General features: G+C 57.0%; 22 protein-coding genes. 10 read left to right on the top strand and 12 right to left on the bottom strand.

Annotation, left to right across the window (positions count from 1 at the left end; translation table 11 throughout):
* Positions 1 to 43 precede the first annotated feature (43 nt).
* Both C5750_RS15330 and C5750_RS15325 read left to right on the top strand, forming a co-directional pair.
* Entirely contained in the window at positions 44 to 973 is a 930-nt protein-coding gene (locus C5750_RS15330; protein ID WP_105735025.1) for a LysR substrate-binding domain-containing protein, read from the top strand.
* Between the two features lie 180 nt (positions 974 to 1,153).
* Positions 1,154 to 2,749: an ABC-F family ATP-binding cassette domain-containing protein gene (locus C5750_RS15325; RefSeq protein WP_105734780.1), complete on the top strand. Its 1,596-nt coding sequence runs from the start codon at positions 1,154 to 1,156 to the stop codon at positions 2,747 to 2,749.
* A gap of 429 nt (positions 2,750 to 3,178) precedes the next feature.
* On the opposite strand, the gene C5750_RS15320 is transcribed toward C5750_RS15325, so the two are convergent.
* The 5 genes from C5750_RS15320 to C5750_RS15300 form a co-directional block, all read right to left on the bottom strand.
* Positions 3,179 to 3,454: a hypothetical protein gene (locus C5750_RS15320; RefSeq protein WP_105734779.1), complete on the bottom strand. Its 276-nt coding sequence runs from the start codon at positions 3,452 to 3,454 to the stop codon at positions 3,179 to 3,181.
* Between the two features lie 444 nt (positions 3,455 to 3,898).
* Positions 3,899 to 4,750: an alkaline phosphatase family protein gene (locus tag C5750_RS15315; protein ID WP_105735024.1), complete on the bottom strand. Its 852-nt coding sequence runs from the start codon at positions 4,748 to 4,750 to the stop codon at positions 3,899 to 3,901.
* Positions 4,751 to 4,760: 10 nt separating this feature from the next.
* Entirely contained in the window at positions 4,761 to 6,350 is a 1,590-nt protein-coding gene (locus C5750_RS15310; protein WP_245421126.1) for an ABC transporter substrate-binding protein, read from the bottom strand.
* Between the two features lie 221 nt (positions 6,351 to 6,571).
* Positions 6,572 to 7,450, bottom strand: a complete 879-nt coding sequence (locus C5750_RS15305) for an MBL fold metallo-hydrolase (protein WP_105734777.1) — start codon at positions 7,448 to 7,450, stop codon at positions 6,572 to 6,574.
* The gene (locus C5750_RS15300; protein WP_105734776.1) at positions 7,437 to 8,936 is read right to left on the bottom strand and encodes an aminotransferase class V-fold PLP-dependent enzyme; all 1,500 of its coding nucleotides are present in this window, start codon (positions 8,934 to 8,936) and stop codon (positions 7,437 to 7,439) included. The genes C5750_RS15305 and C5750_RS15300 overlap by 14 nt, the downstream gene beginning before the upstream one ends.
* 98 nt (positions 8,937 to 9,034) lie before the next feature.
* Here C5750_RS15300 and C5750_RS15295 point away from each other — a divergent pair, with 98 nt between their 5' ends.
* The 5 genes from C5750_RS15295 to C5750_RS15275 all read left to right on the top strand — a co-directional run bounded on the left by C5750_RS15295 (position 9,035) and on the right by C5750_RS15275 (position 11,731).
* The gene (locus C5750_RS15295; protein WP_105734775.1) at positions 9,035 to 9,517 is read left to right on the top strand and encodes an Lrp/AsnC family transcriptional regulator; all 483 of its coding nucleotides are present in this window, start codon (positions 9,035 to 9,037) and stop codon (positions 9,515 to 9,517) included.
* Between the two features lie 120 nt (positions 9,518 to 9,637).
* Complete coding sequence (minC, locus tag C5750_RS15290) at positions 9,638 to 10,390, top strand: septum site-determining protein MinC (protein WP_105734774.1); 753 nt, start codon at positions 9,638 to 9,640, stop codon at positions 10,388 to 10,390.
* A 28-nt stretch (positions 10,391 to 10,418) separates the two neighbouring features.
* On the top strand, positions 10,419 to 11,234 hold the full coding sequence (gene minD / locus C5750_RS15285; RefSeq protein WP_105734773.1) for a septum site-determining protein MinD: 816 nt from the start codon (positions 10,419 to 10,421) through the stop codon (positions 11,232 to 11,234).
* A complete protein-coding gene (gene minE, locus C5750_RS15280; RefSeq protein WP_105734772.1) occupies positions 11,231 to 11,494 on the top strand; it encodes a cell division topological specificity factor MinE in 264 nt (87 codons plus the stop codon). Before minD ends, minE begins: the two co-directional genes overlap by 4 nt.
* A gap of 57 nt (positions 11,495 to 11,551) precedes the next feature.
* Positions 11,552 to 11,731, top strand: a complete 180-nt coding sequence (locus tag C5750_RS15275) for a hypothetical protein (protein WP_105735023.1) — start codon at positions 11,552 to 11,554, stop codon at positions 11,729 to 11,731.
* A gap of 283 nt (positions 11,732 to 12,014) precedes the next feature.
* On the opposite strand, the gene C5750_RS15270 is transcribed toward C5750_RS15275, so the two are convergent.
* From C5750_RS15270 to C5750_RS15240, 7 genes are all read right to left on the bottom strand, one after another.
* Complete coding sequence (locus C5750_RS15270) at positions 12,015 to 13,421, bottom strand: nitrilase-related carbon-nitrogen hydrolase (protein WP_105734771.1); 1,407 nt, start codon at positions 13,419 to 13,421, stop codon at positions 12,015 to 12,017.
* Entirely contained in the window at positions 13,418 to 14,014 is a 597-nt protein-coding gene (locus tag C5750_RS15265; protein ID WP_105734770.1) for a TetR/AcrR family transcriptional regulator, read from the bottom strand. Before C5750_RS15265 ends, C5750_RS15270 begins: the two co-directional genes overlap by 4 nt.
* A gap of 532 nt (positions 14,015 to 14,546) precedes the next feature.
* Positions 14,547 to 14,969 carry a DoxX family protein gene (locus C5750_RS15260; RefSeq protein WP_105734769.1) on the bottom strand — a complete coding sequence of 141 codons (423 nt, stop codon included), beginning with the start codon at positions 14,967 to 14,969 and terminating at the stop codon, positions 14,547 to 14,549.
* Between the two features lie 279 nt (positions 14,970 to 15,248).
* Positions 15,249 to 16,331, bottom strand: coding sequence for an alcohol dehydrogenase family protein (locus tag C5750_RS15255; RefSeq protein WP_425350466.1), 1,083 nt, complete (start codon positions 16,329 to 16,331; stop codon positions 15,249 to 15,251).
* Between the two features lie 17 nt (positions 16,332 to 16,348).
* Entirely contained in the window at positions 16,349 to 17,728 is a 1,380-nt protein-coding gene (locus C5750_RS15250) for an aspartate aminotransferase family protein (RefSeq protein ID WP_105734767.1), read from the bottom strand.
* A gap of 23 nt (positions 17,729 to 17,751) precedes the next feature.
* On the bottom strand, positions 17,752 to 19,245 hold the full coding sequence (locus C5750_RS15245) for an NAD-dependent succinate-semialdehyde dehydrogenase (protein WP_105734766.1): 1,494 nt from the start codon (positions 19,243 to 19,245) through the stop codon (positions 17,752 to 17,754).
* A 126-nt stretch (positions 19,246 to 19,371) separates the two neighbouring features.
* Entirely contained in the window at positions 19,372 to 19,863 is a 492-nt protein-coding gene (locus tag C5750_RS15240; protein ID WP_105734765.1) for an Lrp/AsnC family transcriptional regulator, read from the bottom strand.
* 85 nt (positions 19,864 to 19,948) lie between these two features.
* Between C5750_RS15240 and ehuR the strand changes: the two genes are divergently transcribed.
* The 3 genes from ehuR to ehuB all read left to right on the top strand — a co-directional run bounded on the left by ehuR (position 19,949) and on the right by ehuB (position 23,178).
* Positions 19,949 to 21,334, top strand: a complete 1,386-nt coding sequence (ehuR, locus tag C5750_RS15235; protein ID WP_105734764.1) for a MocR-like ectoine utilization transcription factor EhuR — start codon at positions 19,949 to 19,951, stop codon at positions 21,332 to 21,334.
* A gap of 153 nt (positions 21,335 to 21,487) precedes the next feature.
* The gene (gene ehuA, locus C5750_RS15230) at positions 21,488 to 22,279 is read left to right on the top strand and encodes an ectoine/hydroxyectoine ABC transporter ATP-binding protein EhuA (RefSeq protein ID WP_105735022.1); all 792 of its coding nucleotides are present in this window, start codon (positions 21,488 to 21,490) and stop codon (positions 22,277 to 22,279) included.
* A 53-nt stretch (positions 22,280 to 22,332) separates the two neighbouring features.
* Complete coding sequence (ehuB, locus tag C5750_RS15225) at positions 22,333 to 23,178, top strand: ectoine/hydroxyectoine ABC transporter substrate-binding protein EhuB (RefSeq protein ID WP_105734763.1); 846 nt, start codon at positions 22,333 to 22,335, stop codon at positions 23,176 to 23,178.
* Positions 23,179 to 23,216 lie beyond the last annotated feature (38 nt).

The raw sequence follows: 23,216 nt of genomic DNA, 5'->3' as shown, positions 1-23,216 counted from the left end.
AACACCCATTATCAAAACAATTCCATCAATGTTTGATACCCAAATGAAGAATGCTCATCAATTAAAGGGAGGCGATCTCTTCGCCTTCACCGTGTTCCTGGCGATTGCAACCCGCCGCAGTTTTCGTGGAGCCGCCACCGAGCTCGACATCACGCCATCAGCGGTCAGTCATTCGGTGAAGGCCCTTGAGCAGCGTCTGGGCATACGCCTGTTCAATCGCACGACCCGCAGCGTCTCCTTGACCGAGGCGGGGGAACGGCTCGCGGCAAAGCTGCGACCGGCAGTGTCTGCCATTGAAGAAGCCATGCGAGAAGTCGATGATCTGCGCCAAGTTCCCAGCGGAACCGTGCGAATCAACGCCAGCGAAGGCGCGATCCGTATGATCCTGCGGCCCATTCTCGCGCGCTTCCTGCGCACCTATCCCCAAATTCACCTTGAAATCGTCAGCGATGGACGGCTTAGCAACATCGTCGCGGAGGGATTCGATGCCGGCATCCGGCTGGCGGAGGCCGTACCGCAGGACATGGTGGCCGTTCCTCTCATTGATAGCGTACGCTTTGCGGCAGTCGCCTCGCCGGCATACCTCGCGGCCCGTGGCCGTCCGGCGTCCCCACAGGATCTTCACAGCCATGACTGTATTCGTTTCCGCTTTGAGAGCGGCGCGATCTACAATTGGGAATTTGAGCGCCACGGCAGCGTCGAAAAGATTAACGTCGCGGGCCCCCTCACCCTGACTGACCAGCCACTGATGGTCGATGCTGCGATTGATGGTATCGGCATTGCCTTCGTGCCTGACCACCTCGTCACGGATGCATTGCGCGATGGTCGCCTTGAACGGGTCCTGGAGGATTGGTGTCCGCCCTTTCCTGGCCTGTGCCTTTACTACCCTGGCCATCGCCACGTCTCGGTGGGCCTGCGTGCCTTGATCGCCATGATCAAGGCCGGAAGATCATCGTCCCGGCCGATCCCTTGAACAAGGCCTGCCCGCTTTCTTTTGGCATTCACTGCCGCCGTTCCGTGAGATTCAGGTCTTGAACGGCCTTCACTTTGACCTTAAGTTTGCCGGTATATAAATTTCACAGGATGTGCACAGCCATGGATTTTCACCCGACGACAAAGCTCACCAGCCTTGCCACCGGGAAAATCCGTATCCATGCCTGCTTCAATCGCACTGTCCAATATAACCTGGTCCACGCCTGACGGCCGCCGCCTGTTTTCAAACCTTGATCTCAATTTCGGGCCAGAACGGACCGGGCTTGTCGGCCGCAATGGCATCGGTAAAACTTCGCTGCTGCACCTCATCGACAGCACTTTGCATCCTCAATCGGGCAAGGTCACAGTCACCGGCACTTTGGGTATCCTGCGTCAAACGGTTGCGGTGAACCAAACCGAAACAATTGCGGGCGTGTTCGGAGTGGCCGAGGCTCTCGATATTCTCCGGCGCGCGGAGATGGGGCAGGCAACCGCCGCCGACCTTGTCCGGGCCGATTGGACACTCAAAGCCCGTATGACGTTGGCCCTTGACCTCGCTGGATTGGATTCTGCACCCGACACCCGTCTTGCAACTCTGTCAGGCGGACAGCGCACGCGGGCCGGTCTTGCGGCACTGATCTTTGCCCAGCCGGATTTCCTCCTGCTGGATGAGCCGACCAACAATCTCGACCGGGAGGGACGCCGTGCCGTTCTCGATCTTCTCGCCAAATGGCGAACCGGAGCAATCGTAATCAGCCATGACCGCGAGTTGCTTGAAACAATGGACGCCATTGTCGAGTTGACTTCACTGGGCGCCAAACGATATGGCGGCAATTGGAGTTGCTATCGCGCATGCAAGGCTGGTGAACTTGAGACGGCGCAGCGTGACCTTGCACAGGCAGATAGGCGGATTGCCGAAATTGCCCGCGACGCGCAGATCATGATCGAGCGGAAGGCCCGCAAGGATAGTGCCGGCCGGAAGAAACGGGCCAAAGGCGACACACCGCGCATTCTTCTTGGGAAAAAGAAGAACCGCAGCGAGAATACGAGCGGCGGAAATGCCCGTTTGGTGGAAAGCCGAAGCACGCAAGCATTGGAAGCCGCTGCGGCCGCGCGCAAACGCATTGAAGTCCTTCAGCCATTCTCTGTACAGCTCGCACCGACAGGCCTCGCACCGGATAAACCAGTATTGCAGATCGACGCCGTGAGGGTTGGTTATGAATCGGGCCCGCTGGTCCTGAGCGACCTATCATTTGCGATCATCGGGCCGGAGCGCATCGCCGTGACCGGGCCGAATGGCTCCGGCAAGACGACGTTTCTGGCGCTCGTTTCCGGCACACTGCCACCGATCTCCGGCACAGTCAGGGTCATGACCGACTTTGCCATGCTTGACCAGAAAGTCAGCGTCCTGGATCCTGCGTTGTCGATCCGCGACAATTTCCGCCGCCTCAACCCTGGCACAGACGAGAATTCCTGCCGGGCAGCGCTTGCACGCTTCATGTTTCGAGCCGATGCGGCATTGCAGGCCGTGGCCAGTTTGAGCGGCGGGCGGGTGCTCCGTGCTGGTCTCGCCTGCACATTGGGCGGGCCAAAGACACCTTCCCTGCTCATCCTTGACGAACCGACCAACCATCTCGATATCGAGTCCATTGAAATCGTCGAAGCGGGCCTACGAGCTTATGACGGAGCGCTGCTTGTCATAAGCCATGACGAAACGTTCCTCGCCAATATCAACATCACGCGTCGCTTCCACGTACCCTCAAGCGCTTCCGCATGAGGTGTCGATTATCGTAACGAGTAACCAGTTTGCCATGCGGCAGATGGCGCGAACCGAACTCATGCGGACGCTCTGCCAACATTTCCTTCCGATGGCGCAGGCTGAGATTGCACATCAGATACCATCGCACACATGAATGGATGGTAGACGCGTCAAAAATGGCGGCTTTGAGCTTTGAAAATGCCTGGCTCATGTGAAAGCCGGCAGAACACCGCCGCCATTATTGATTGGCAGAAGGTTTGCACCGCATCCCATTTGCGTGACATTGAAACGGAATGGTACAAACCTCCAATCGCCCAGCACAGATTTATTGTGGTGACGGCTCACCACTTAAGGGCATGGCCCACATAAAGTTGGTGACATTACTTCCATAACCGTTGCTGTAAATGAAAGGGCTATTGGCATCCGTTCTGTTTGATATTTCAGCCTTTATTTCGCTGTTACACGCAGCTGCAACGATCTTACCCTCTGAGTAGGTTTTTCCCTCCCATTCCACTCATCGACGTTCAGATAGGTGTAACCCGCATCTTGCAAGCCGGTATCAACGAGAGACTGCGCCTGGTCCAGCATGAAATGCTGGAATGAATAGGGTTGTTCCTCTGTTGCTGTGCCGGGACTAGGTTCGTTGAGGGGCGCGGGCATGCTGGTGCCTGCAGACGTCAGATCGGGCAGTTTGATAGCGGGCGACAGTTGCGTCTGCGGCATGCAGCCAAACCCATTTCTTTGGACCAGACGCTCGCTGTTCCGCTAAGACACATCGTGGAGGCTGTTAAAATAAAAACTGATATCTTGAAAATATTCATTTACTTCGCCTTTTCATTTAACCATGAAAGAACAAGAAGAGTACAAATAACGGTATGAAATTTTTTATCAGAATATGATCGTCGCTCCTTTCATCATATGTTGGGATAAATAAACCGGCTTCAAACTCAAGATCCCGACGGTTCAGCAAGGGATACCGTGGTTGTCATGCTGGTTTTCCGATTTCCATTTCCTGTTGCCGCCGAACAGCTACCAGACAACGAGGATTGGCTTTCGAGCGTTGAACTGGGCGGCCAAGATACATTCTCAAATGTCTTCTAGAACATGCAGGTGGGAATCGGGCAGGCTGGCGCACTGAATCGGCGTGTCGATCAATTGAAATCTGAATTATTCAGCTATCGGGAACAGGAATGGTGTGGCTTGCATGGTCGCAGGGATAGAAACGCCCAACCGGTCCAATATCGTGGGGGCAAGCTGCAGTTGGTCAAGGACCGTATCGGTCCCAGACCCTTCTGCATCGCCGAAATAGTACAGGGCAAACTCCTGCATCCGACGGTCTCTCCCCCCGTGATGGCCGCGCAAGGTCTGCCCGTGATCCGCCGTTACGATCACTTCGTATCCGGCTGCTCGCCAGCGCGGAAGATAGGCCGCCAGTTGCGCGTCCAGCAAATAGGCGGCATGATCCATTTCCGGTGTTTCATGCCCGAAACGATGCCCCATCGAATCCAGCGTACAGGTATGCAGGATTCCATAGTCCACCGAATAACGCTCGATCAGCATTGTCAGCGTTGCAAACAGGTCATCGTCGCTCGGCGTCATCTGATTGGCTGAATTATAGCCTGACATGGAATGAAAGCGCCCATGATGGATTGGCCCTTCCGCATTGTCACACTCGATATCCCTGACCGGATCGAACGGATGCCGCTGGAAAAATTCCGACCAGAAGGAGTGAGTAACGGCAGCGGTTATCCCGCCCGCTTTCGAGACTTCGGAGAAAATATCCGGTTGGGAAACCCTGAACCTGATATCGTTGGAGAGTATGCCGTGCACCTGGGGCGGAACGCCGGTATGAATAGAGGCATAACAACTGGCTGAGGTGGATGGCAGCACGGAGCGCATGGTCCATACACGCGCCTCGCCCGACTGCACCCAGCCCTCCAGATTGCCGAAAAGAGATCGCCAGTTCTCGTAGGGTACCCCATCGAGAACGATGAGCAGGAGTTTCGACCTGACTGTCATTATGTCTCCCTCAGGCCGCAAGCCAGCATTCACTCAGCGCGTATCCGTCCATCAATTCTCCTTGCCTGCTTTTGACAAATCCCCCCACCTTGACTGACGTGGCGTCGATAATCTGATTGAAGAATGGCACAATCAACCCGCCTTCGTTACGGATCAACACCGCCATATCCCGGTAAATTTGCTTGCGCTTGCCTTCGTCAAGCTCGGCGCGGGCAGCGAGTGTCATCTTGTCGAAAGCCTCGTTCTTGAACCGGGTATCATTCCAATCCGCACTCGATATATATCCAGTAGAATACATCTGGTCCTGTGTCGGACGGCCACCCCAATATGACAATGAAAACGGCTGCTTGTTCCAGACCTCGGACCAGTAGCCATCGCCCGGCTCGCGTTTGATTTCGATCTTGATACCCGCCTTGGCGCAACTTTGCTGATACAACTGCGCCGCATCAACGGCACCGGGAAATGCAACGTCCGACGTCCTTAAAACGATGGGGCCGGAGTGGCCGGATTTTTTATAGTGGGATGCCGCCATATCCGGATCAAACCGGCGCTGTTCGATATCCTCGGAAAACAACGGATAGGCTTCATTGATTGGAAAATCATTTCCCACCGAACCATAGCCTCTCAGAACCTTGTGAAGCAAATCTTCGCGGTCCATCGCCAGCTTGAGCGCCATTCGCAAATCGTTGTTGCCGAATGGCGCGGTATCGCAAAACATGTTGAATGGATAAAAACCCCGGCCGGACACGTTCTCAATCTTTATGGTTGGTACCCGCTTGATCAGATCGACCACTTTTGGCTCGACGCGATTGACTATATGCACCTGGCCGCTTTGCAACGCTGCCAGCCTTGCCGTTGCGTCGTTGATGACTATGATTTCGATCTGGTCGGCATGCGCAGCCTTGCCGGCGCGCCAGTAATTGGCAAAACGTTCGCCGCCGTGCCGCACGCCCGGCTGATTGACCGCGATCTTGTAGGGGCCTGCAGAAATGCCCTCAGCGGGATTGTCCTTTCCGCCATTGGGCTGAATGACAAGATGATAGTCAGCCATCAGATAAGGGAAATCGGCGTCGGACACCGCCAACGAGATGATGACATCATCGCCTGCCGCCTTGATTCCGGTGATATTCTTGAGAATACCAAACGCTCCCGATTTAGAGCCTGCACTGGCATGGCGCTCAAGCGTAGCGGCCACATCGCCGGCGGAAACGGTTTTTCCATTATGAAATTCAATGTCACGGCGGACTTTGATGGTCCAGGTCTTCCCGTCACTGGATGGATTGATTTCTTCGGCGATCCGATTTTCAAGACCACCCTCCGGTGTCAGCCTTACAAGAAACTCCCCCCACTGCTTGCAGAACAGAAAGGGCACCTGCGACGAGTTTAGAGCTGGATCAAGGCTATCGGTCGATTGGCCGCCTTGCATCCCTGCCTTCAGAAGCCCTCCCCTGATTGGTGCACCAATATTCGCTGCGCCTGCGTAAGCTGATCGGCCAAGCAGCATGCCTGCGCCCGCAACCAAGGCGCACTCCATGAACTGCCGTCGATCCATATCTTTTTTTGCTGTGAATACGCGCGGGAAATCGAATTTGTCTTGCATATGAATACCTTTAAAAAATGGGCGACGGCATCAAATGGCACCGGCGCGGTCCGTGAAAAAAATAAAAAATCAATCATAAAATTCTGTAATTACAGTGTTTTATATGAGTAATGGGCGGCGTGCAACATTTATGACGCTTTCGACAGCGCGTCGGCAAACGCGGCCTTTGAAGCCATCAGGGATACGCTCGCCGCAACCGCTGGACAGAGCTATGCAATGTGTCACGAACCCCAGGTCGATCCTGGCAGCGCGTCAAGCGGGATCTTCAGATAACGCCGCCCATTTTCCTCAATCCGGGGCAGTTCCCCTGCGCGGATATTGACCTGCAGCGCATGCAAAATGAGCTTCGGCATTGGCAACGTCCTGTCGCGGGCCTCTCGAAGCAAGACGAAATCCTTCTCTGACAGACCGGCAACATGCGGATTTCTCTCCTTCTGCTCCGCTATCGAACTCTCCCACTGCGCCGGGCGCCCTCCTGGCATATAATCATGCCCGGTGAAGAGGCGGGTGTGGCCGGGCAAGCTCAGAATGGCCTGGATCGATTGCCATAGCTTGGCTGCACTGCCGCCTGGAAAATCTGCGCGGGCCGAGCCGCTGTCGGGCATAAAAAGCGTGTCGTGAATGAAGGCTGCATCGCCAATGACATAGCTGATCGATGCCAATGTGTGGCCTGGCGCGTGCATCACGCGCGCCTCCAGCTCGCCAATGCGGAACGCCTCGCCATCGGAAAACAGGCGATCCCATTGCGAACCGTCGCAGGCAAGATCCGGGCAGTTATAGATCTGTTGCCAGATCTGCTGCACCTGCTTCACATGCTCGCCGATCGCTGTCGGCGCACCCGTGCGTGACTTAAGATAGTGTGCAGCCGAAAAATGATCCGCATGCGGATGGGTATCCAGAATCCACGCGAGCTTCAGATCGCGGCTATGGATATAATCGAGAATATTGTCGGCGTTTGTCGTTGCCGTCGAGCCAGACTTCTCGTCAAAATCGAGCACCGGATCGATGATTGCGCAGTTGCGCGTATTCGGGCATGCAACGACATATTGGATGCTGCCTGTGCGCACATCGTGGAATCCAGTGACGTCAGGCCTCTGCATAGGCGATACCTTCCTTGGCTGCGACTCGTGGAAAGAATATTGCCCGGCTCGGATCGACGTCATAGTCGGCCTCGAAGGCCGGTGCATCGGCTGCAATCTGCGCCACCGCGTCGAGAATGAACTGTACCTTGTCATCCGGCAGCAGAACGCTGAAATTCAGCCGGATGAACCCGGGTTTCCTGATTTCCTCACCGGAAAGAATGGCTTGTCTTATCTCCTCGGACTCCTGATCATCGATCGACAGCAGCCGGTGCACGTAAGGTCCGGCACAGGCGCAACCGCCGCGAGCCTGGATGCCAAACCGGTCGCTCAGCATGCGCGTGATCAACTGCTGGTGGACATAGCTGCCCTTTCCGTTTTTCACCCGGAACGAAAAAATCGGCAGGCGATCTGGCTCGCACAGGCCGAGGAGCTCCAGTTGCGGTATGCCTTCCCAGGCGCGCAATGCACGCTGTACAAGCTCGCGGTTGCGCGTGACCATCGCATCAAGCCCGATCGCATCCTTGACGATGAATGCCAGCGCGGCCCGTATGTCGCCAATCACATTCGGCGTGCCTGCTTCCTCGCGGGCCTCAAGACTATCGCTGTAATCATGCGTGCGCGGCGACACAAATTTCACCGTCCCGCCCCCCGGCCAAGACGGCTTTTCCGTCGAAAGTGCGTCGCGGCGAAGGATCAATATTCCGCTGGCACCAGGACCGCCGATGAACTTGTGCGGCGATACAACAATGGCGTCGATCTCTGCATGCGGCGCGGGCGACATGGCAATCGGCACATAGGGACCCGCGCCCGCATAATCCCAGACCATCTTTGCACCGGCCGCCTTCACCATCGCGGTGATCGTCGCAACATCGCTGGTAATGCCCGTGATGTTCGATGCCGCAGACAGTGTGCATATCGTCAGATCCGGCGATCCGTCGAGGAGCGCCGCCTGGAGAAGCGACAGGTCAGGCCCACCGGATGGATGCTCGGCGATTTCAACGATCTCAGCCCCGCTTTCCCGCCAGGGCAGAATGTTGGAGTGATGCTCGTAGGGACCGATAATGATCCGGGCGCGCTTGCCCGCCGCAGCGGCTTCAGCAACGCCGAACAGCTTGACGAGACGGTTGATCCCCGCCGTTGCGCCGGATCCGGTGAAGATCACGGCGTGCCCTTCGTTGGCTCCGCAGAACTCACCAATCAGTGCGCGCGCTTCCCGCCGCATCCGGGTCATGAAGCCACCGCAATAGGAGGCTTCCGTGTGGCTGTTGGCGTAATAGGGGAGCACCTCCTCCAGGATGAAGCGCTCGATCTGGTGGAGTGCGCGGCCGGATGCGACATAGTCGGCGTAAACCAGGTCTCTTTCCCCATAAGGCCCGATGATTTTCGCGTTCGCCCCGACGAGCCCGTCGCGCAGAGCACCCGTCACGCCGACGTTTTTCAGACTCTGGCGGAACTTGGAAAGAGGCGTTTCGCTCCGTCCTATCGCTGGGCGAATGGCATCCATGATCATTCTCCTCGACTTGGATATTGACACAGATTGTAATCTGCTACACGTTCAAAAACTCACTTATTTTCTGCCATTTTTTCCAAAAGACGTGTCAAATGATCGATGATCTGAAAAAAATTGATGTATTTGATATGAAAATTTTGACCGCCATGCAGATTGACGCGAACCGCTCGCAGCGCGATCTGGCGGAAAAGGTCGGCCTGTCTCAAAATGCCTGCTGGCGGCGGCTGCAGCGCCTCCACTCTCTCGGCCTGATATGTGGATCGCACAGTGTTATCGATCTCGAGGCACTGGGGCTCGACCTGACCGTCTTCGTGATGATCCGCACCCGCCACCATTCCAAAGAGTGGAGTGAGGGTTTCCGTGCCCATGTTGAGCGGTTGCCGGAGGTGATTGATTTCTATCGGATCGGCGGAGAATGGGACTATCTGATCAAGGTCGTGACAAAAGGCATGTCCGGCTACGATGCGTTCTACCAGAAATTGATCACGAATTTCGACCTTGCAACGGTCACCGGCTTCTTTTCGATGGAAGCGATCATCAACAATCGTCCGGTGGATCTCAGCCGACTGCGGTGAACCCGCATCGGGGTGTCCACGCTTTTTGCTCACGCGATTTTCAGTGCCGTTAAACCAGCCAAAATTAACTTTCTGTTAACCATTAGCCGCCTATACCCGCGGAACGAAAAATTAACCTAGATGAACAAAGTGCTAACAGATTCTCAGCCAATTCGCCTTAAAGGCCGCTCGTTTCTAGCCCTCGTGCTTTCGCCCGAAGCACCAATCGATCGTTGGCTGGTCCAATTGGACGACCTCGCATCGCGTTCTGCAGGCTTTTTCCTCGGCAAGCCGATCGTTCTCGACATTGAGAATCTGCAGACCGACCGTGCGCAGCTGACGCTTTTGATCGAAGAGCTTGCCAGGCGCGGGGTATCGATCATGGGCATCGAAGGCGCACGCCCGTCGCTGCTTGCGCCCGGCATGCCACCCGCAATGAGGGGTGGGAAATCAGCAACCGATTTCCAAGCGCCGGCAGCAAAAACAGCCATTGAACCGCGTAGCGGAAATGCCCAGCCTTCCGCAACCTCTGTAAATGCTTCCGGCGCTGCTCCGCTACGCGTGATGCCGTCGATCATCATCAAAGAGCCTGTGCGATCGGGACAGTCTGTGATTTTCCCCGAGGGTGATGTGACAATCATCGGATCGGTTGCATCGGGCGCTGAAGTCGTCGCCGGCGGTTCTATCCATGTCTATGGCACGCTGCGGGGCCGGGCCATGGCCGGATCGGCCGGTAACGCCACGGCGCGCATTTTTTGCCGCAAGCTTGAAGCGGAACTGTTGGCCATAGACGGCCTCTACAAGACAGCCGAGGACTTGGAACCGCGGCTGAAAGGGAAAGCTGTGCAGTTGTGGCTCGAGGGAGACACCATACTGGCAGAGGCATTTGGTTGAATCAGGGCTCGCGGAAGGTAGGAAAAACATGGGAAAAGTGATCGTAGTGACCTCGGGCAAGGGAGGTGTTGGTAAAACAACGTCAACCGCCGCGCTTGGCGCGGCACTCGCGCAGCGCAACGAGAGGACGGTCGTCATCGATTTCGATGTGGGCTTGCGGAACCTTGATCTGGTCATGGGCGCGGAGCGTCGCGTGGTCTTTGATCTGGTGAATGTTATCCAGGGCGATGCCAAACTGCCGCAGGCCCTCATTCGCGACAAGCGGCTCGATACGCTCTTCCTGCTGCCCGCATCCCAAACCCGCGACAAGGACAACCTCACGGCAGAGGGTGTCGAGAAGGTCATCGAAGATTTAAAGAAATCGTTTGATTGGATCATTTGCGACAGTCCGGCCGGCATTGAACGCGGTGCGACACTCGCGATGCGCCACGCCGACATTGCAGTCGTGGTCACGAACCCGGAAGTCTCCTCGGTTCGGGATTCTGACCGGATCATTGGCCTTCTCGACTCAAAGACGCTCAAAGCCGAACGCGGCGAGAGAATGGAGAAACATCTCCTCTTAACCCGCTACGATGCAAACCGGGCGGAACGAGGCGATATGTTGAAGGTGGAAGACGTTCTCGAAATTCTATCCATTCCGCTGCTTGGTATCATTCCTGAAAGCCAGGATGTCTTGCGCGCATCCAACATCGGTTCGCCGGTAACCCTGGCTGACAAGGATAGCGCACCGGCTTTGGCCTATATGGATGCCGCGCGGCGCCTTGCCGGCGAAACGATCCCTGTTACCATTCCCAGTGAAAAGCGCGGTTTGTTGGGCAAAATATTCCGGCGGAGGGCAGCATGAGTATTTTCCGTTTCTTCAACAAGCAAGCCTCAGCGCCCAAGGCGCGTGAGCGTCTGCAAATCTTGCTCGCCCATGAGCGCGCATCGCAGGGGCATTCCGATCTGGTCCTTGTGTTAAGGGAAGAAATTCTGGCTGTTGTCACGCGGCACATACAAATCGATCGCGAAAAAGTTCGCGTGACAATGAACAGTGATGATCAGGTTTCGATGCTGGAGGTTGACATCGAGATTCCATTGAAAGCCGGAGTTCGGGCTGCTTAGTGAATACATGCCAAGGGGTCAGGGCAAACGTCAAACCAGTGGATGAAGGAGACGAATATGAACCGGGTTGCACTTCTTGAACGGCTGAAGGAACTTCAGCGCATGCCAAAATTTCAAAAGCGCGATATTTGCACGGTCAGTGCGTTCCTGCCAATCGATGCGCTGGCCAAACATGTGGCTCTGTGTGAAGAGGCTATCGGCACCAAACAGGCGAGCAGCGAACGAGCCCGTCCGTAGGCATTGTCCATGCACGGTTTGGCCTGTGTGGATTGAGGCAGTTGCCTCAATCCACCGTCGCACCGCAACCGGTACCTCTCTGCGGCGCATAGCATAGTGACTATCCCTTGGGGTCCCGTTGCGGCTCTTGCGAGGTTGTCAGGTTGTACGCCCGCTCGACTTTCGCGACCCGAACTTCAAAATGAGAATACCACTCTTTGCGTCCCCGCATTCGCGCATCGGCATGCTTGGCGAAGCTGGATGAAGACATGAGGTTCGGTTCCGCAATATTTTCAGGTGTGCGTCAGGCTGTTCGCATCGATCTAAATCCACGGATGATCAAAAGCACACTGCCGACAACCGTAAGCCAGCCAAAGACATCACCGAACAGCGCATAGAGCGTTGTACCGTCCCGCAATCCAACCTTGGCGGACAAGACCACCGCCTCGTCTTTAGCAGTGGCTTTCTCTGCTATTATCTCGCCATATGCATCGCTGACGGTGAGCAAGCCATTGGCCGCTGCGCGTACAACCGCAAAGCCATTTTCTACACCGCGCACGACTGCCATGCGGGCGTGCAATCGCGCATCGGCCCTAAAATCCCATGCCGGAACCAGCATCAATTGAACGCCGCGCCGGCCATAATCCCGAATAGCAGCGGCAAAATCCATGTCCTTGCAGATTGCGATGCCGGTGCTCCCGATGATGAGGTTCTCCGTTCCAGATACGAACTCGCTCTCAAGACCCGGTATCAGCCTGCGCTTGAGGTAGCGCCCGTTTTGCTGCATTGGCTGATAGAACTCAGCGGTATTGGTATGATGTCCATCCGCCAGGGTCTCATTGAAACCTGCGACGACGGAGATGCCATACTGTTCTGCCGCGCTCCGTATCAGGGTGCCTGTGTCACTCCAGCCGGGTTTGCGGATCAGGCTTTTCTCGGGAAGGACGATAATATCGGGGCGCGTACCGGCGGAGGTATCGATCATGTCCGCATAGGCCTTCGCATTCCGCAGGGCCGTTGGTTCGTCTCTGACGTCGTCATCCTGCAATGCGTCAACGGCGATCAAAGAGACAGCCACTTGCCGGTCATAGCCATGTTCCATCCGCACTGCGCCAAATATCAAGACGACAATCAATGGTGCCCCGGCAAGGAGTGCCGTATGTCCGCGGGAATGCGGAGAGATGATGAATAAGGTTCCGGCCATTGGCACAAGCGAGCCCATGAAGGTTAGGGCGGCAATACCCCCGACGCTCGCAGCCTGTACAAGGATGGGAAGATCAATCAAGGCATAACCGAGCGATCCGAAGCTGCCGTGAGGCGAGACAAGATTGAACAGGAACTCGCTTGCCGTGGAGAATACCGGATAAGCCAGCAGAGCCATCCAGAGCGAAGCGGAGCGGTAGAGCCAGCGTGTCAGCAGCACGGTGCCCATAAACCAAAGCGGCAGGAAGATTATCCAAAGAATGAGCACAGCCGGCGGAATCACGGTGATATAAGTCAGGATCAATCCAAGCCGGCCAAGTGTACCCGCCAAAAAGGACAAGACAGCGATCCACACCACACGCTCTGCTGTCAAAGCGTAAGCCAGCCATGGAATGGGCGCTATCAGCACGAGAGGGCCAGACGGTCCCGTATCGCGCGAAGCCCAAAACAGCAATCCTGTTGTCGCGGCTGCGACAATGCCAAGATATGGATGGTCTTTTCTGATCATGATGAGCGTGCCGGTGTTTCCTCGCCCGCCGCCGCATCGTTGAGCATGCGATCAACAGACCGGTTTGTGAGAGCCAAAAAGGCGGGGCGTTCCATGGCAAAACGCCCCGAGCGGTGCAACAAAGCGAGCCCATGCAATTCTGCCCAATAGAAGAGCGCGAACTCCAGGGGGTTACCCGCCCTCAATCGGCTTCCCGCCTGCGCAATGGCGATGCGCTCTGTCACCATTGCGATAACCGGCGATAGTCCTGCTTCAAAGTCCTTGGGGTAGAGCCTTTCCACGCGGGTCCGTATGACAAAGCAGGCATCGAAGTGAGCTGGTTCATCAAGCGCAAACTCGATATAGGCCTGTCCCACTCGTCGCAGCCAATCCAGCGCGCCTTGCTCCCTGATGGCTTCGACACGTCGCAGCCATGTTGCGAAAGCCGCTTCGCCTGCTGCAAACAGAAGTTCTTCCCGGTTGCCAAAATAGCGATAGATGGCCATCGGGGTGATGCCGGCGGCAACCGCGACGGCTCGCAAACTAAACCCCTGCGCCCCGGCACGGGCCAGTTCATTCAGTGCACAGTCAAGGATACGTTGTTTTACACTCATCGACGCTCTTTCCGTCACGAATATACACTGTATACTAAGATGTCACGGGCGTTCAATAGGGATGATTCAGAAGCAGGAAGAGCCGCCTTACCCTTGAATTCGGCAAGCCTGCTATTTCAGGAAATTTCAGGCCGGCAGGTCCAGTTGGACCAAAGCGAAAAGATACCACAGCCAGAGAGCGATTGTGACCATGCCCACAATAAGGAAGGGGTACCTTAGGCTTCTGCTACAGACTATTGCCGCCCAAACGCAAATCAATGCAGCTATCGGCAGCAAAAACAAAATGGGCATTGTGTAAGACTCCAGTCGGCGGCAACTCAGTACAAATCGGGATTGACGATTGCCATTGCGAAAACCCCGCGGTGATCGCGGACCATTCAAAATCGCCGTAGGGCCCTGGTGGGACCCTTATCATGAAAAGCCGTTATCCTCTGCCCGTAAGATACTGAGCCAGCATCAAAGCATTCCCCTCGGGCGAAAGTGCGGATTATGCCACTCGCCCCACCGTATTTCCTCCTATGGGAGGCTGAGTTCAGGCCCTTCCCGTCCAGCCCGCCTTGAGGGCAAGCACGCTTCCCGGTCCATGGACGGCCGCAAACAACAAACCAGCTACAAAGGTAAAATGGTCAACGAAGAAACCGAATTCGTCCTGGTTGCCGGCCCAGTGCGAAGGACCGTGGAACGAAAATCCGAGGAAGATGACATAAACGGCCGCGACCACTGCCGCCGGTGTGAAAAAGACGCCGGTCAGAAAGGCAATGACCAGCAGCACTTCGAGGATCGCTGCGCACCAGGCCAGAAACAGCGGGAACGGGAAGCCAGCGGCAGCGATGTAACCTGCGGTCGCGCCCATACCCATGAATTTGAACGAGACAGCCATCAGAAAGACGGCGGCAAAGATAATGCGGGCAATGAGAATGGCAGTCGTCTGCCAGGCCGATTGGACGTTTTCCATGATGCACCTCCGAGATTAAAGCGGTTGATACTGCAAGGACGACCAAGATAGGGAGATTCCGACAAGGATGAACGAAATTGTTTTGCCGGGCGATCGCCCGGATGGGAAAACCGGCCAAGTCAGACAACGATCACCGTGGATGGCCCGGTGACCGCGCAGCTGCAATGCCGTGACGACTGAAGTCTCGCCGGTCTGATGTGCCATTTCGGTCGTTGAGAATCCTCATAACCTTATCATCATCTTATCCTCGTAGCCTTCAGGGAGGTTTGCGAACAATCCTCAGATCAGCTCATATTTCGCATCGGGTACGACGACGAGCTTACCGACAAAGGCCTTTGCCATGAAGTCACTCTGCGCCCGGTGGAATTCCGAGAGCGGATAGACGCCGCCGACAAGCGGTTTGATCTTGCCGTCCTCGATATAACGGACAATACGCCGGAAATCGGCGCGCGTGCCCTGCGACGATCCGTGCAGCTGCAGCTGTTTCAGATACATGGTCCGAAGGTCGAGTTGTACCACAGGTCCAGCGATGGCTCCGGCTGTCGTATAGCGGCCTTCCGGCCGCAATATCCGCAGGAGATCGTTGAACAGAGGTCCGCCAACGAGATCGGCGACCACATCGACAGGCCTGCCGTTCAGTGCGCGCTCCACTGCCATGACGAGATCCCCATCACCGCGGGTGATCACAGCCTCGGCACCGATATCGAGCAGCGCCTGCTCCTTGCCGGCACCGACCACCGCATAGGGAATGGCCCCGCGTGCCCGTGCCAATTGAACGATACCAGAGCCAACGCCGCCCGAAGCACCCGTAACCAGCACCCGTTCGCCGGATTTCAATCCGGCTCGTTCAAGCATCTGCTCACCGGTCAGATAGGCACAGCAAAAGGTCGCCAGTTCGACATCGGTCATATCAGTGTTGACCACATGGGCGTTTTCCGCAGGCACAGCCACATACTCCGCGTATCCGCCGTCACGGCCATGACCGATATAATCGATGTCGGCAAGACTGTCGTCTTCGCGGTTGTAGATCGAAAAATCCACCATGACCCGTTCGCCGGTTCGGCTGGAGGTAACACCGCTTCCAACCGCAACGATATGGCCGACAATATCCGTGCCTTGAATGCGCGGGAAGGTCAGTGTCGGCTCCTGCCGCCGCCACGTGGAAACCGCATTCGCATCATTCTCGGTGCCATAGGCGCCCTGGCGCACCCATACATCCGTATTGTTCATGCCGCAGGCGGAGATTTCGATCAGAACCTCGCCTGCCGCCGGTTGCGCCACCGGAACATCGGTCCGGTACACCAACTTGTCGAGATCACCGTGCCCGGTCAGTAACACGGCTGACATTGTTCGGGAAACCATATCCGTCATCCTGGACCTCAGAGCGTTTTTGCAACGGCATCGACGGCCGCAACCGCCGCCTTGACGACAGTATCGGCCTCGTCCCGCGTGAGACACAATGGAGGGGCAAATCCGAGGATATCGCCCTGCGGCATGGCCCGTCCGATCACACCGCGTTCCGCCAGTGCTGCCGCAATTTGCGGGCCGACCTTCTGGGGCGCGTCAAAGAACACCCTGTCGTCCCGGTCTTTGACGAATTCAACGGCGGCCAGCATGCCGTCACCACGCACCTCGCCGACGATGGGATGATGCCCCAGTGCTTCGGTAAGGGCGTTGCGGAAATAGGCTCCGGTCTCCCGCGCATTGGTCACGAGATCGAGCTTGTCGATCAGCTCCAGATTGGCAACACCGGCGGCAGCGCAGATGGGATGCGCCGAATAGGTCCAGCCATGACCGAGTGATCCGAGTTTGTCTGAGCCCTGCACCAGAACCTGCCAGACCTTGTCGCCAACGACAACTCCGGAGAGCGGCGCGTAGGCCGAAGTCAGGCCCTTGGCGATCGTGATCAGATCAGGCTTGATGCTATAATGATCGGAACCGAACATGGTGCCCAGACGGCCAAAGCCGGTTACAACCTCATCGGCGACCAGAAGCACATCATATTTGTTGAGAACGGCCTGTATTTTCTCCCAGTACCGGGCAGGTGGCGGCACGATGCCTCCGGTGCCAAGGATCGGTTCGCCGATGAATGCCGCTACGGTCTCCGGCCCTTCCGCAAGGATCATCTCCTCCAGTTTGTCGGCGCAATGCTGGGAGAACTGCTCTTCGCTCATCGAACGGTCGTCCCGGCGGAAATAATAAGGTGCTTCCGTATGCAGGATCGGTGCTCGGGGCAGGTCGAAGGCATTGTGAAAGAGGTCGAGACCCGTCAGGCTTCCCGTCATCACGCCTGAGCCATGATAGCCGCGCCAGCGGGAAATGATCTTCTTCTTGTCCGGCCGTCCAAGCACATTGTTGTAGTACCAGATCAGCTTGATGTTGGTCTCGTTGGCATCGGACCCTGAAAGACCGAAATAAACCCGGCTCATCCCTTCCGGCGCCCGGTCGATGATCATCTTGGCCAGCTTGATTGAGACTTCGGTGCCATGCCCGACATAGGCGTGATAATAGGCAAGCTCCTTGGCCTGCTGCGCAATCGCATCTGCTATTTCCTGCCGCCCATAGCCGACATTGACGCAGTAGAGCCCGGCGAAGGCATCAAGGCTCTTCTTGCCGTTCACATCAAAAATGTGCACGCCTTCGCCGCCCTTTATCACGCGCGTCGGGCTTTCGCCCCGCGCATGGGTGCCCATATGGGTGGAGGGATGAAAAAAGTGGTCGCGGTCCCAGGCGTTCAGCTCGTTCGAACGGTCCAACATGTCTATTGCTCCTGCTTTTTACCTCAACTTGCTTCGAGGCAGAGATATTTGAGTTCCGTGAAGGCTTCGATGCCGTGGCGCGATCCTTCCCGTCCGAGACCGGATTGCTTCACGCCGCCAAAGGGGATCGGCGCACCGGTGATTTTCACCCGGTTGATTGCAACCATGCCATATTCGAGTGCCCGGCCCAGACGCAGCATGCGCTGGCCATCGCGGGTAACGACATAGGCCACAAGACCGTATTCCGTATCATTGGCACGGCGGATGACCTCATCTTCGTCGTCAAACACGGTCACGGCGGCCACTGGCCCGAATGTTTCCTCACGCATGATCAGCGCGGTGTCGGGGACATCGGTCAGCAGGGTCGGTTGAAAGAAAAGCGGCCCTGCTTCATGACGCCTGCCGCCGGCGACGCATTTGGCACCGCGATCGAGTGCATCCTGCACCTGCTCTTCGACCTTCTGCACGGCCCTTTCGTGCATCAACGGGCCGATTTCCGCCCCACTTGTCAGACCGGATGCCACTTTCAGCGCCGCAATTTTCCGGGCGAAGGCAGCGACGAAAACATCGTGGACCGGCCGTTCGACGTAGATGCGGTTGGCTGCGAGACAATCCTGACCTGACGTGGCGAATTTTGCACCGATCGCAATGTCCACGGCGCGATCTATGTCGCTGTCGGCAAAGATGATCAGGGGCGCATGTCCGCCCAGTTCCATGACGAGATTCTTCATCGTCGGTGCGCACTGTGCTGCAATCAGGCGCCCAACCTCGGTCGAGCCCGTGAAACTCAAGGCCCGCACGCGCGGATCGGCACAAAGCGCCTCGACGATAGGCGCTGCCTTGCCGGTGATGATATTGAAAACGCCCGCTGGCACCCCGGCCCGCTCCGCCAATTCCGCCAGGGCAAGGGCTGACAGCGGCGTTTCGGATGAGGGATGCGCGACAACGGGGCAACCGGCCGCAAGAGCCGCAGCTGCCTTGCGGGTGAGCATGGCAGAGGGAAAATTCCACGGAGTGACGATACCAACGACGCCAATCGCTTCGCGGCTGACCATCATCTGCGCACCGGGCAGGTGGCTGGTCACGCCTTCGGCGTTCAACCGCTTCCCCTCCTCCGCATAGAACTCGATGAAGGATGCGGCGTATTCGATCTCGCCGCGCGACTCATCCAGCGGTTTGCCCTGCTCGAGCGTCATGATCAGCGCGAGATCTTCCTTTGCCGCCAGAATGAGGTCGTGCCATTTGCGTAAAACAGCAGCACGCTGTTGCGGCAGCAACGCACGCCATGAACGGAATGCGCGCGATGCCGCATCGATGGCAAGAGACGTTTCCTCCAGACCGAGAGCGGCGACCCATGCTACCGGCATTTCCGATGCCGGGTCACGCACCTCGAATGTCTGCCCGCTTTTGGCTGAGCTCCAATGGCCATCAATATAGGCAAGATCGCGCAACATCCTGCGGTCCTGCAGGCGGTCAAGTCCATCGTGGCGTTCGGGTCGTGCGAAATGGGCAGACATCGGGCTCTCCCTGAGAATATCCAGCGATGCTCGCCGATCCCGTCAGGAGAGAGTGACTGTAATGCGCCGCCAGCAGAGAGAGATTGTCTGATTTACCCCTCTGATTTGGAGAGATGGACCGCAGTGTCAGCCTTCCGGCTGGATCAGGTCATGCACAGGCAAAGCCGTTTCCTCTTTGACCGTCTTGGTGATGATGTAGGAAAAATACCGGTCGATACCGAGTTCGCGCTGCAACAGATCATCGATCAGCCGCTGATAGGCATCGATGTCCCGGGCGACAATTTTCAGAATGTAATCGACACCGCCGCCAACCGACCAGCACGAGGTGACCTCAGGCAAAAGCTTGATCGCCCGCTCAAACCGTTCGAAATCCGTCTGCCTGTGCGATGCAAGGGTGACTTCCACCAGAATACTGGCAACCGGCGCAACCAGTTTGAGGGCAAGGCGCGCGTGATAACCTGTGATGATACCTGCCTTTTCCAGCCGGCGAAGCCTGGTCCAGCATGGCGTCGGCGAGATGCCCGCCCGCTCGGCAAGGGCAAGTTTGGTGATCCGGCCATCCCTCTGGATGGCGTCAAGAATACGGATATCGATTGCGTCAAGCCTTGGGGCACCCATTACTGTTTCCGATCAAAGAGTGGATTGATCATGGCCTTGTGTTTTTCTGATTGTCAATTGACCTGATTTCAATCAATCTGAAATCATGACATTATGGCGACCCGATATCAGTTCACTCACCCGCCCTGCCTATCTCTCCTTGGCTGACCAGATTGCGCGCGCCATCGGTGACGGCACGCTGGAAGCAGGCGCCCGCCTGCCGACCCATCGAAAGATGGCGGAGGATCTGCACCTGTCCGTGCAGACGGTCAGCCGCGCCTATGAGGAACTCATTCGCCGCGGGATGCTTTCGGGCGAAACCGGGCGCGGTAGTTTCGTCAAGGCGCAGCGGCGCGAAATCGATCAACCCTATCTGCCCGAACGGCTCGGTGAAGTGATCGACCTGTCGATTCTCAAGCCCGTCTGCGAGAAAATGCATCATGAGCGTTTGAAGAAGGCGCTTGGCTGGCTGTCCGAAACCCTGCCCGCAAGTTCGGCTCTGTCGTTCCGTCCGAACGTGGTTTTTCCGCGCCACCGCACCACCGCTGTCAAATGGCTGCGGGAGTGCGGACTTGATGTTCCTGCATCGAATGTCAGCATCACCAACGGCGCGACCGCTGCGATGACGGTTGCAATCATGAGTGTTGCGCCTGTCGGTTCGACGATTGCGACCGAGGCCACCGGCCACCATACCCTGGTGCCGCTCGCTTCCTATCTCGGATTGACGCTGAAGGGGATCGCCATCGATGATCAGGGCATTATCCCCGAAGCATTGGATGCGGCGTGCAGGGAATCCAGCATTCGCGCCTTGTTTGTGCAGCCGGCAGCAATCAATCCATGCGCGACGGTGATGGGATCCGTCCGCCGCGCACAGATTGTGGAAGTAGCCCGCAAGCGCGATATTGCCATCGTTGAAAGCGACATACTTGGGCCCCTGGTTCAGGACCGCCCGCCGCCGATTGCCGCGCTGGCTCCCGAGCGGACGCTCTATTTCACCAGTTTCACCAAGACGGTCGTACCGGGTTTGCGTATCGGCTATCTCGCAGCGCCTGATCGTTACGTCGCTGCCGTTGCCAACCGGCACCTCGTTTCCAACTGGATGGCAACGCCGATGGTCGCTGAGATTGCCACGCATTGGGTCGAGGACGGCACGGCCATGCAACTGGTGGAATGGCAGCGCGATGCTTTGCGGCGCAGGCACGAGATCGCATCGCAGGTGCTATCGGGCATCCCCTTCCGCTCGCATCCGCAAAGCCTGCACATCTGGCTGCCGCTGACCGACGGGCGGACGGAAGAGACATTCGTGGCTCAGGCACGCCTGCAGAATGTCGCCATTGCGCCTGGCGCATCATTCCGCATTTCCCAGGAGGACTGGACCCCTGCCGTGCGCATATCCCTAGGCTCAACGACCGAGGTGGAATTGCTGCGCGGTCTCGCTGTCGTCGGGAATCTACTGCAGGGTGATCCCGAACATCTGCTGCTCGCCATTTAGCCGAAGCGCCCAATTTCATGGCAATGAAACTTATATTGTCATGATTTAATTTTTATAATTGACATGATTTGATAAGTCTCTCATCGTTTAGGCATAGCCGGTCTCAACCAGAGGGAGAGACGCATGCCGCCAATCAACGAAGCAGAAGCAGGAATGACGGGCCAACCGCCGATCATCGAGATTGACGGTATCAGCAAGAGTTTTGGCGCGTTCAAGGTTCTGGATCAGCTGTCGTTCAACGTCGCGCCCGGTGAGAAGCTCGCACTCATAGGCCCGTCCGGCTCCGGCAAGACCACGATCCTGCGTATTCTCATGACTCTGGAGGGCATTGATAGCGGCGATATTCGCGTTGCGGGTGAAAATCTCTACCGGATGCAGAAGAATGGCAGTCTGCAACCGGCTGACGAAAACCATCTGCACAAGATGCGTGCAAAGATTGGCATGGTGTTCCAGCTGTTCAACCTGTTTCCGCACAAATGTGTTCTCGATAACGTGACGCTGGCACCAATGCTGACGAAAAATGCGCCGCGCAAACAAGCCGAAGAGCAGGCCATGCAATTGCTTGAGATGGTCGGGCTTGCCAGCAAGGCCAAATCCATGCCTTCGCAGCTGTCCGGCGGGCAGAAACAGCGTGTCGCCATCGCCCGCGCCTTGGCGCTGCAGCCCAAGATCATGCTGTTTGATGAAGTGACATCGGCACTCGATCCTGAGCTGGTCGAGGAAGTGCTAAACGTCCTGTGGCGCCTGTCCGAGGAAACGGACATGACCATGCTGCTCGTCACCCACGAGATGGGTTTTGCCCACGAATTTGCCGATCGGGTCCTGTTCTTTGACAGGGGCAGGATCGTCGAGGACGGCAAGCCTGACGAGATATTCCGCCATCCCAAGCAGGAACGCACGCAGGCATTCCTGAAAAAGATCATCGCCGCCGGTCACAGGGTTTGACCGGCGCGGTACATGCACACCTAAAAACACAAGAAAACTGAGGAGTTGGGAACATGTTGAACTTTAATGCCATAACTGCGTCAATCGGAGCGATCGCACTCTCCGCCCTGGCGCTCTCCCTGCCTGCAAAGGCTGACGAAGCACTCGACAAGCTGAAAGCACAGGGCTTTGCGCGTATTGCCATCGCCAATGAACCACCCTTCACTGCGGTCAAGCCGGACGGCACCGTGTCCGGCGCGGGTCCTGATGTCGCCAGGGCCGTGTTCAAGAAGCTCGGCGTTGCCGATGTGGTCGCCTCCATTTCGGAATACGGCGCCATGATCCCGGGCCTCCAAGCAGGACGTCATGACGTGGTGACGGCGGGGCTGTTCATGAAACCGGAGCGCTGCAAGGCCGTTGCCTATTCCGAACCGATCCTGTGCGATGCCGAGGCTTTTCTGGTCAAGAAGGGCAACCCAAAGGGATTCAAGAGCTACAAGGATATCGCCGTTGATGCGAAAGCAACCATAGGTGCGCCCGGCGGCGGCACGGAAGAGCGGCTAGCGCTGGAAGCCGGTGTGCCGCGTGACCGCGTGATCGTCGTCCCAGATGGCCAGAGTGGCATCAAGATGCTGCAGGACGGGCGCATCGATGTCTATTCCCTGCCGGTTCTTTCGATCAACGATCTGGTCAAGAAGGCCAATGATCCGAACGTCGAAGTCTTTGCCCCGGTCGTCAACGCGCCGGTCTATTGCGATGGCGCTGCCTTCCGCAAAGACCAGACTGCCCTGCGCGACGAGTTCGACAAAGTCCTCGCCGAGATGAAGACATCGGGCGAATTTGCCAAAATTGTCGAACCCTACGGCTTCTCCGCCAAGGCCGCCATGTCAACCACGCGCGACAAGCTCTGCGCCGGCTGACGGCCATTCCGTCTCCGTTACTCCGGCACTGGTGCCGG

The organism is Phyllobacterium myrsinacearum, assembly GCF_002980555.1.
GTDB lineage: Bacteria > Pseudomonadota > Alphaproteobacteria > Rhizobiales > Rhizobiaceae > Phyllobacterium > Phyllobacterium myrsinacearum.
Note: the sequence above shows the minus strand (reverse complement) of the source record. Positions and strands in the feature narration are given on the sequence as shown.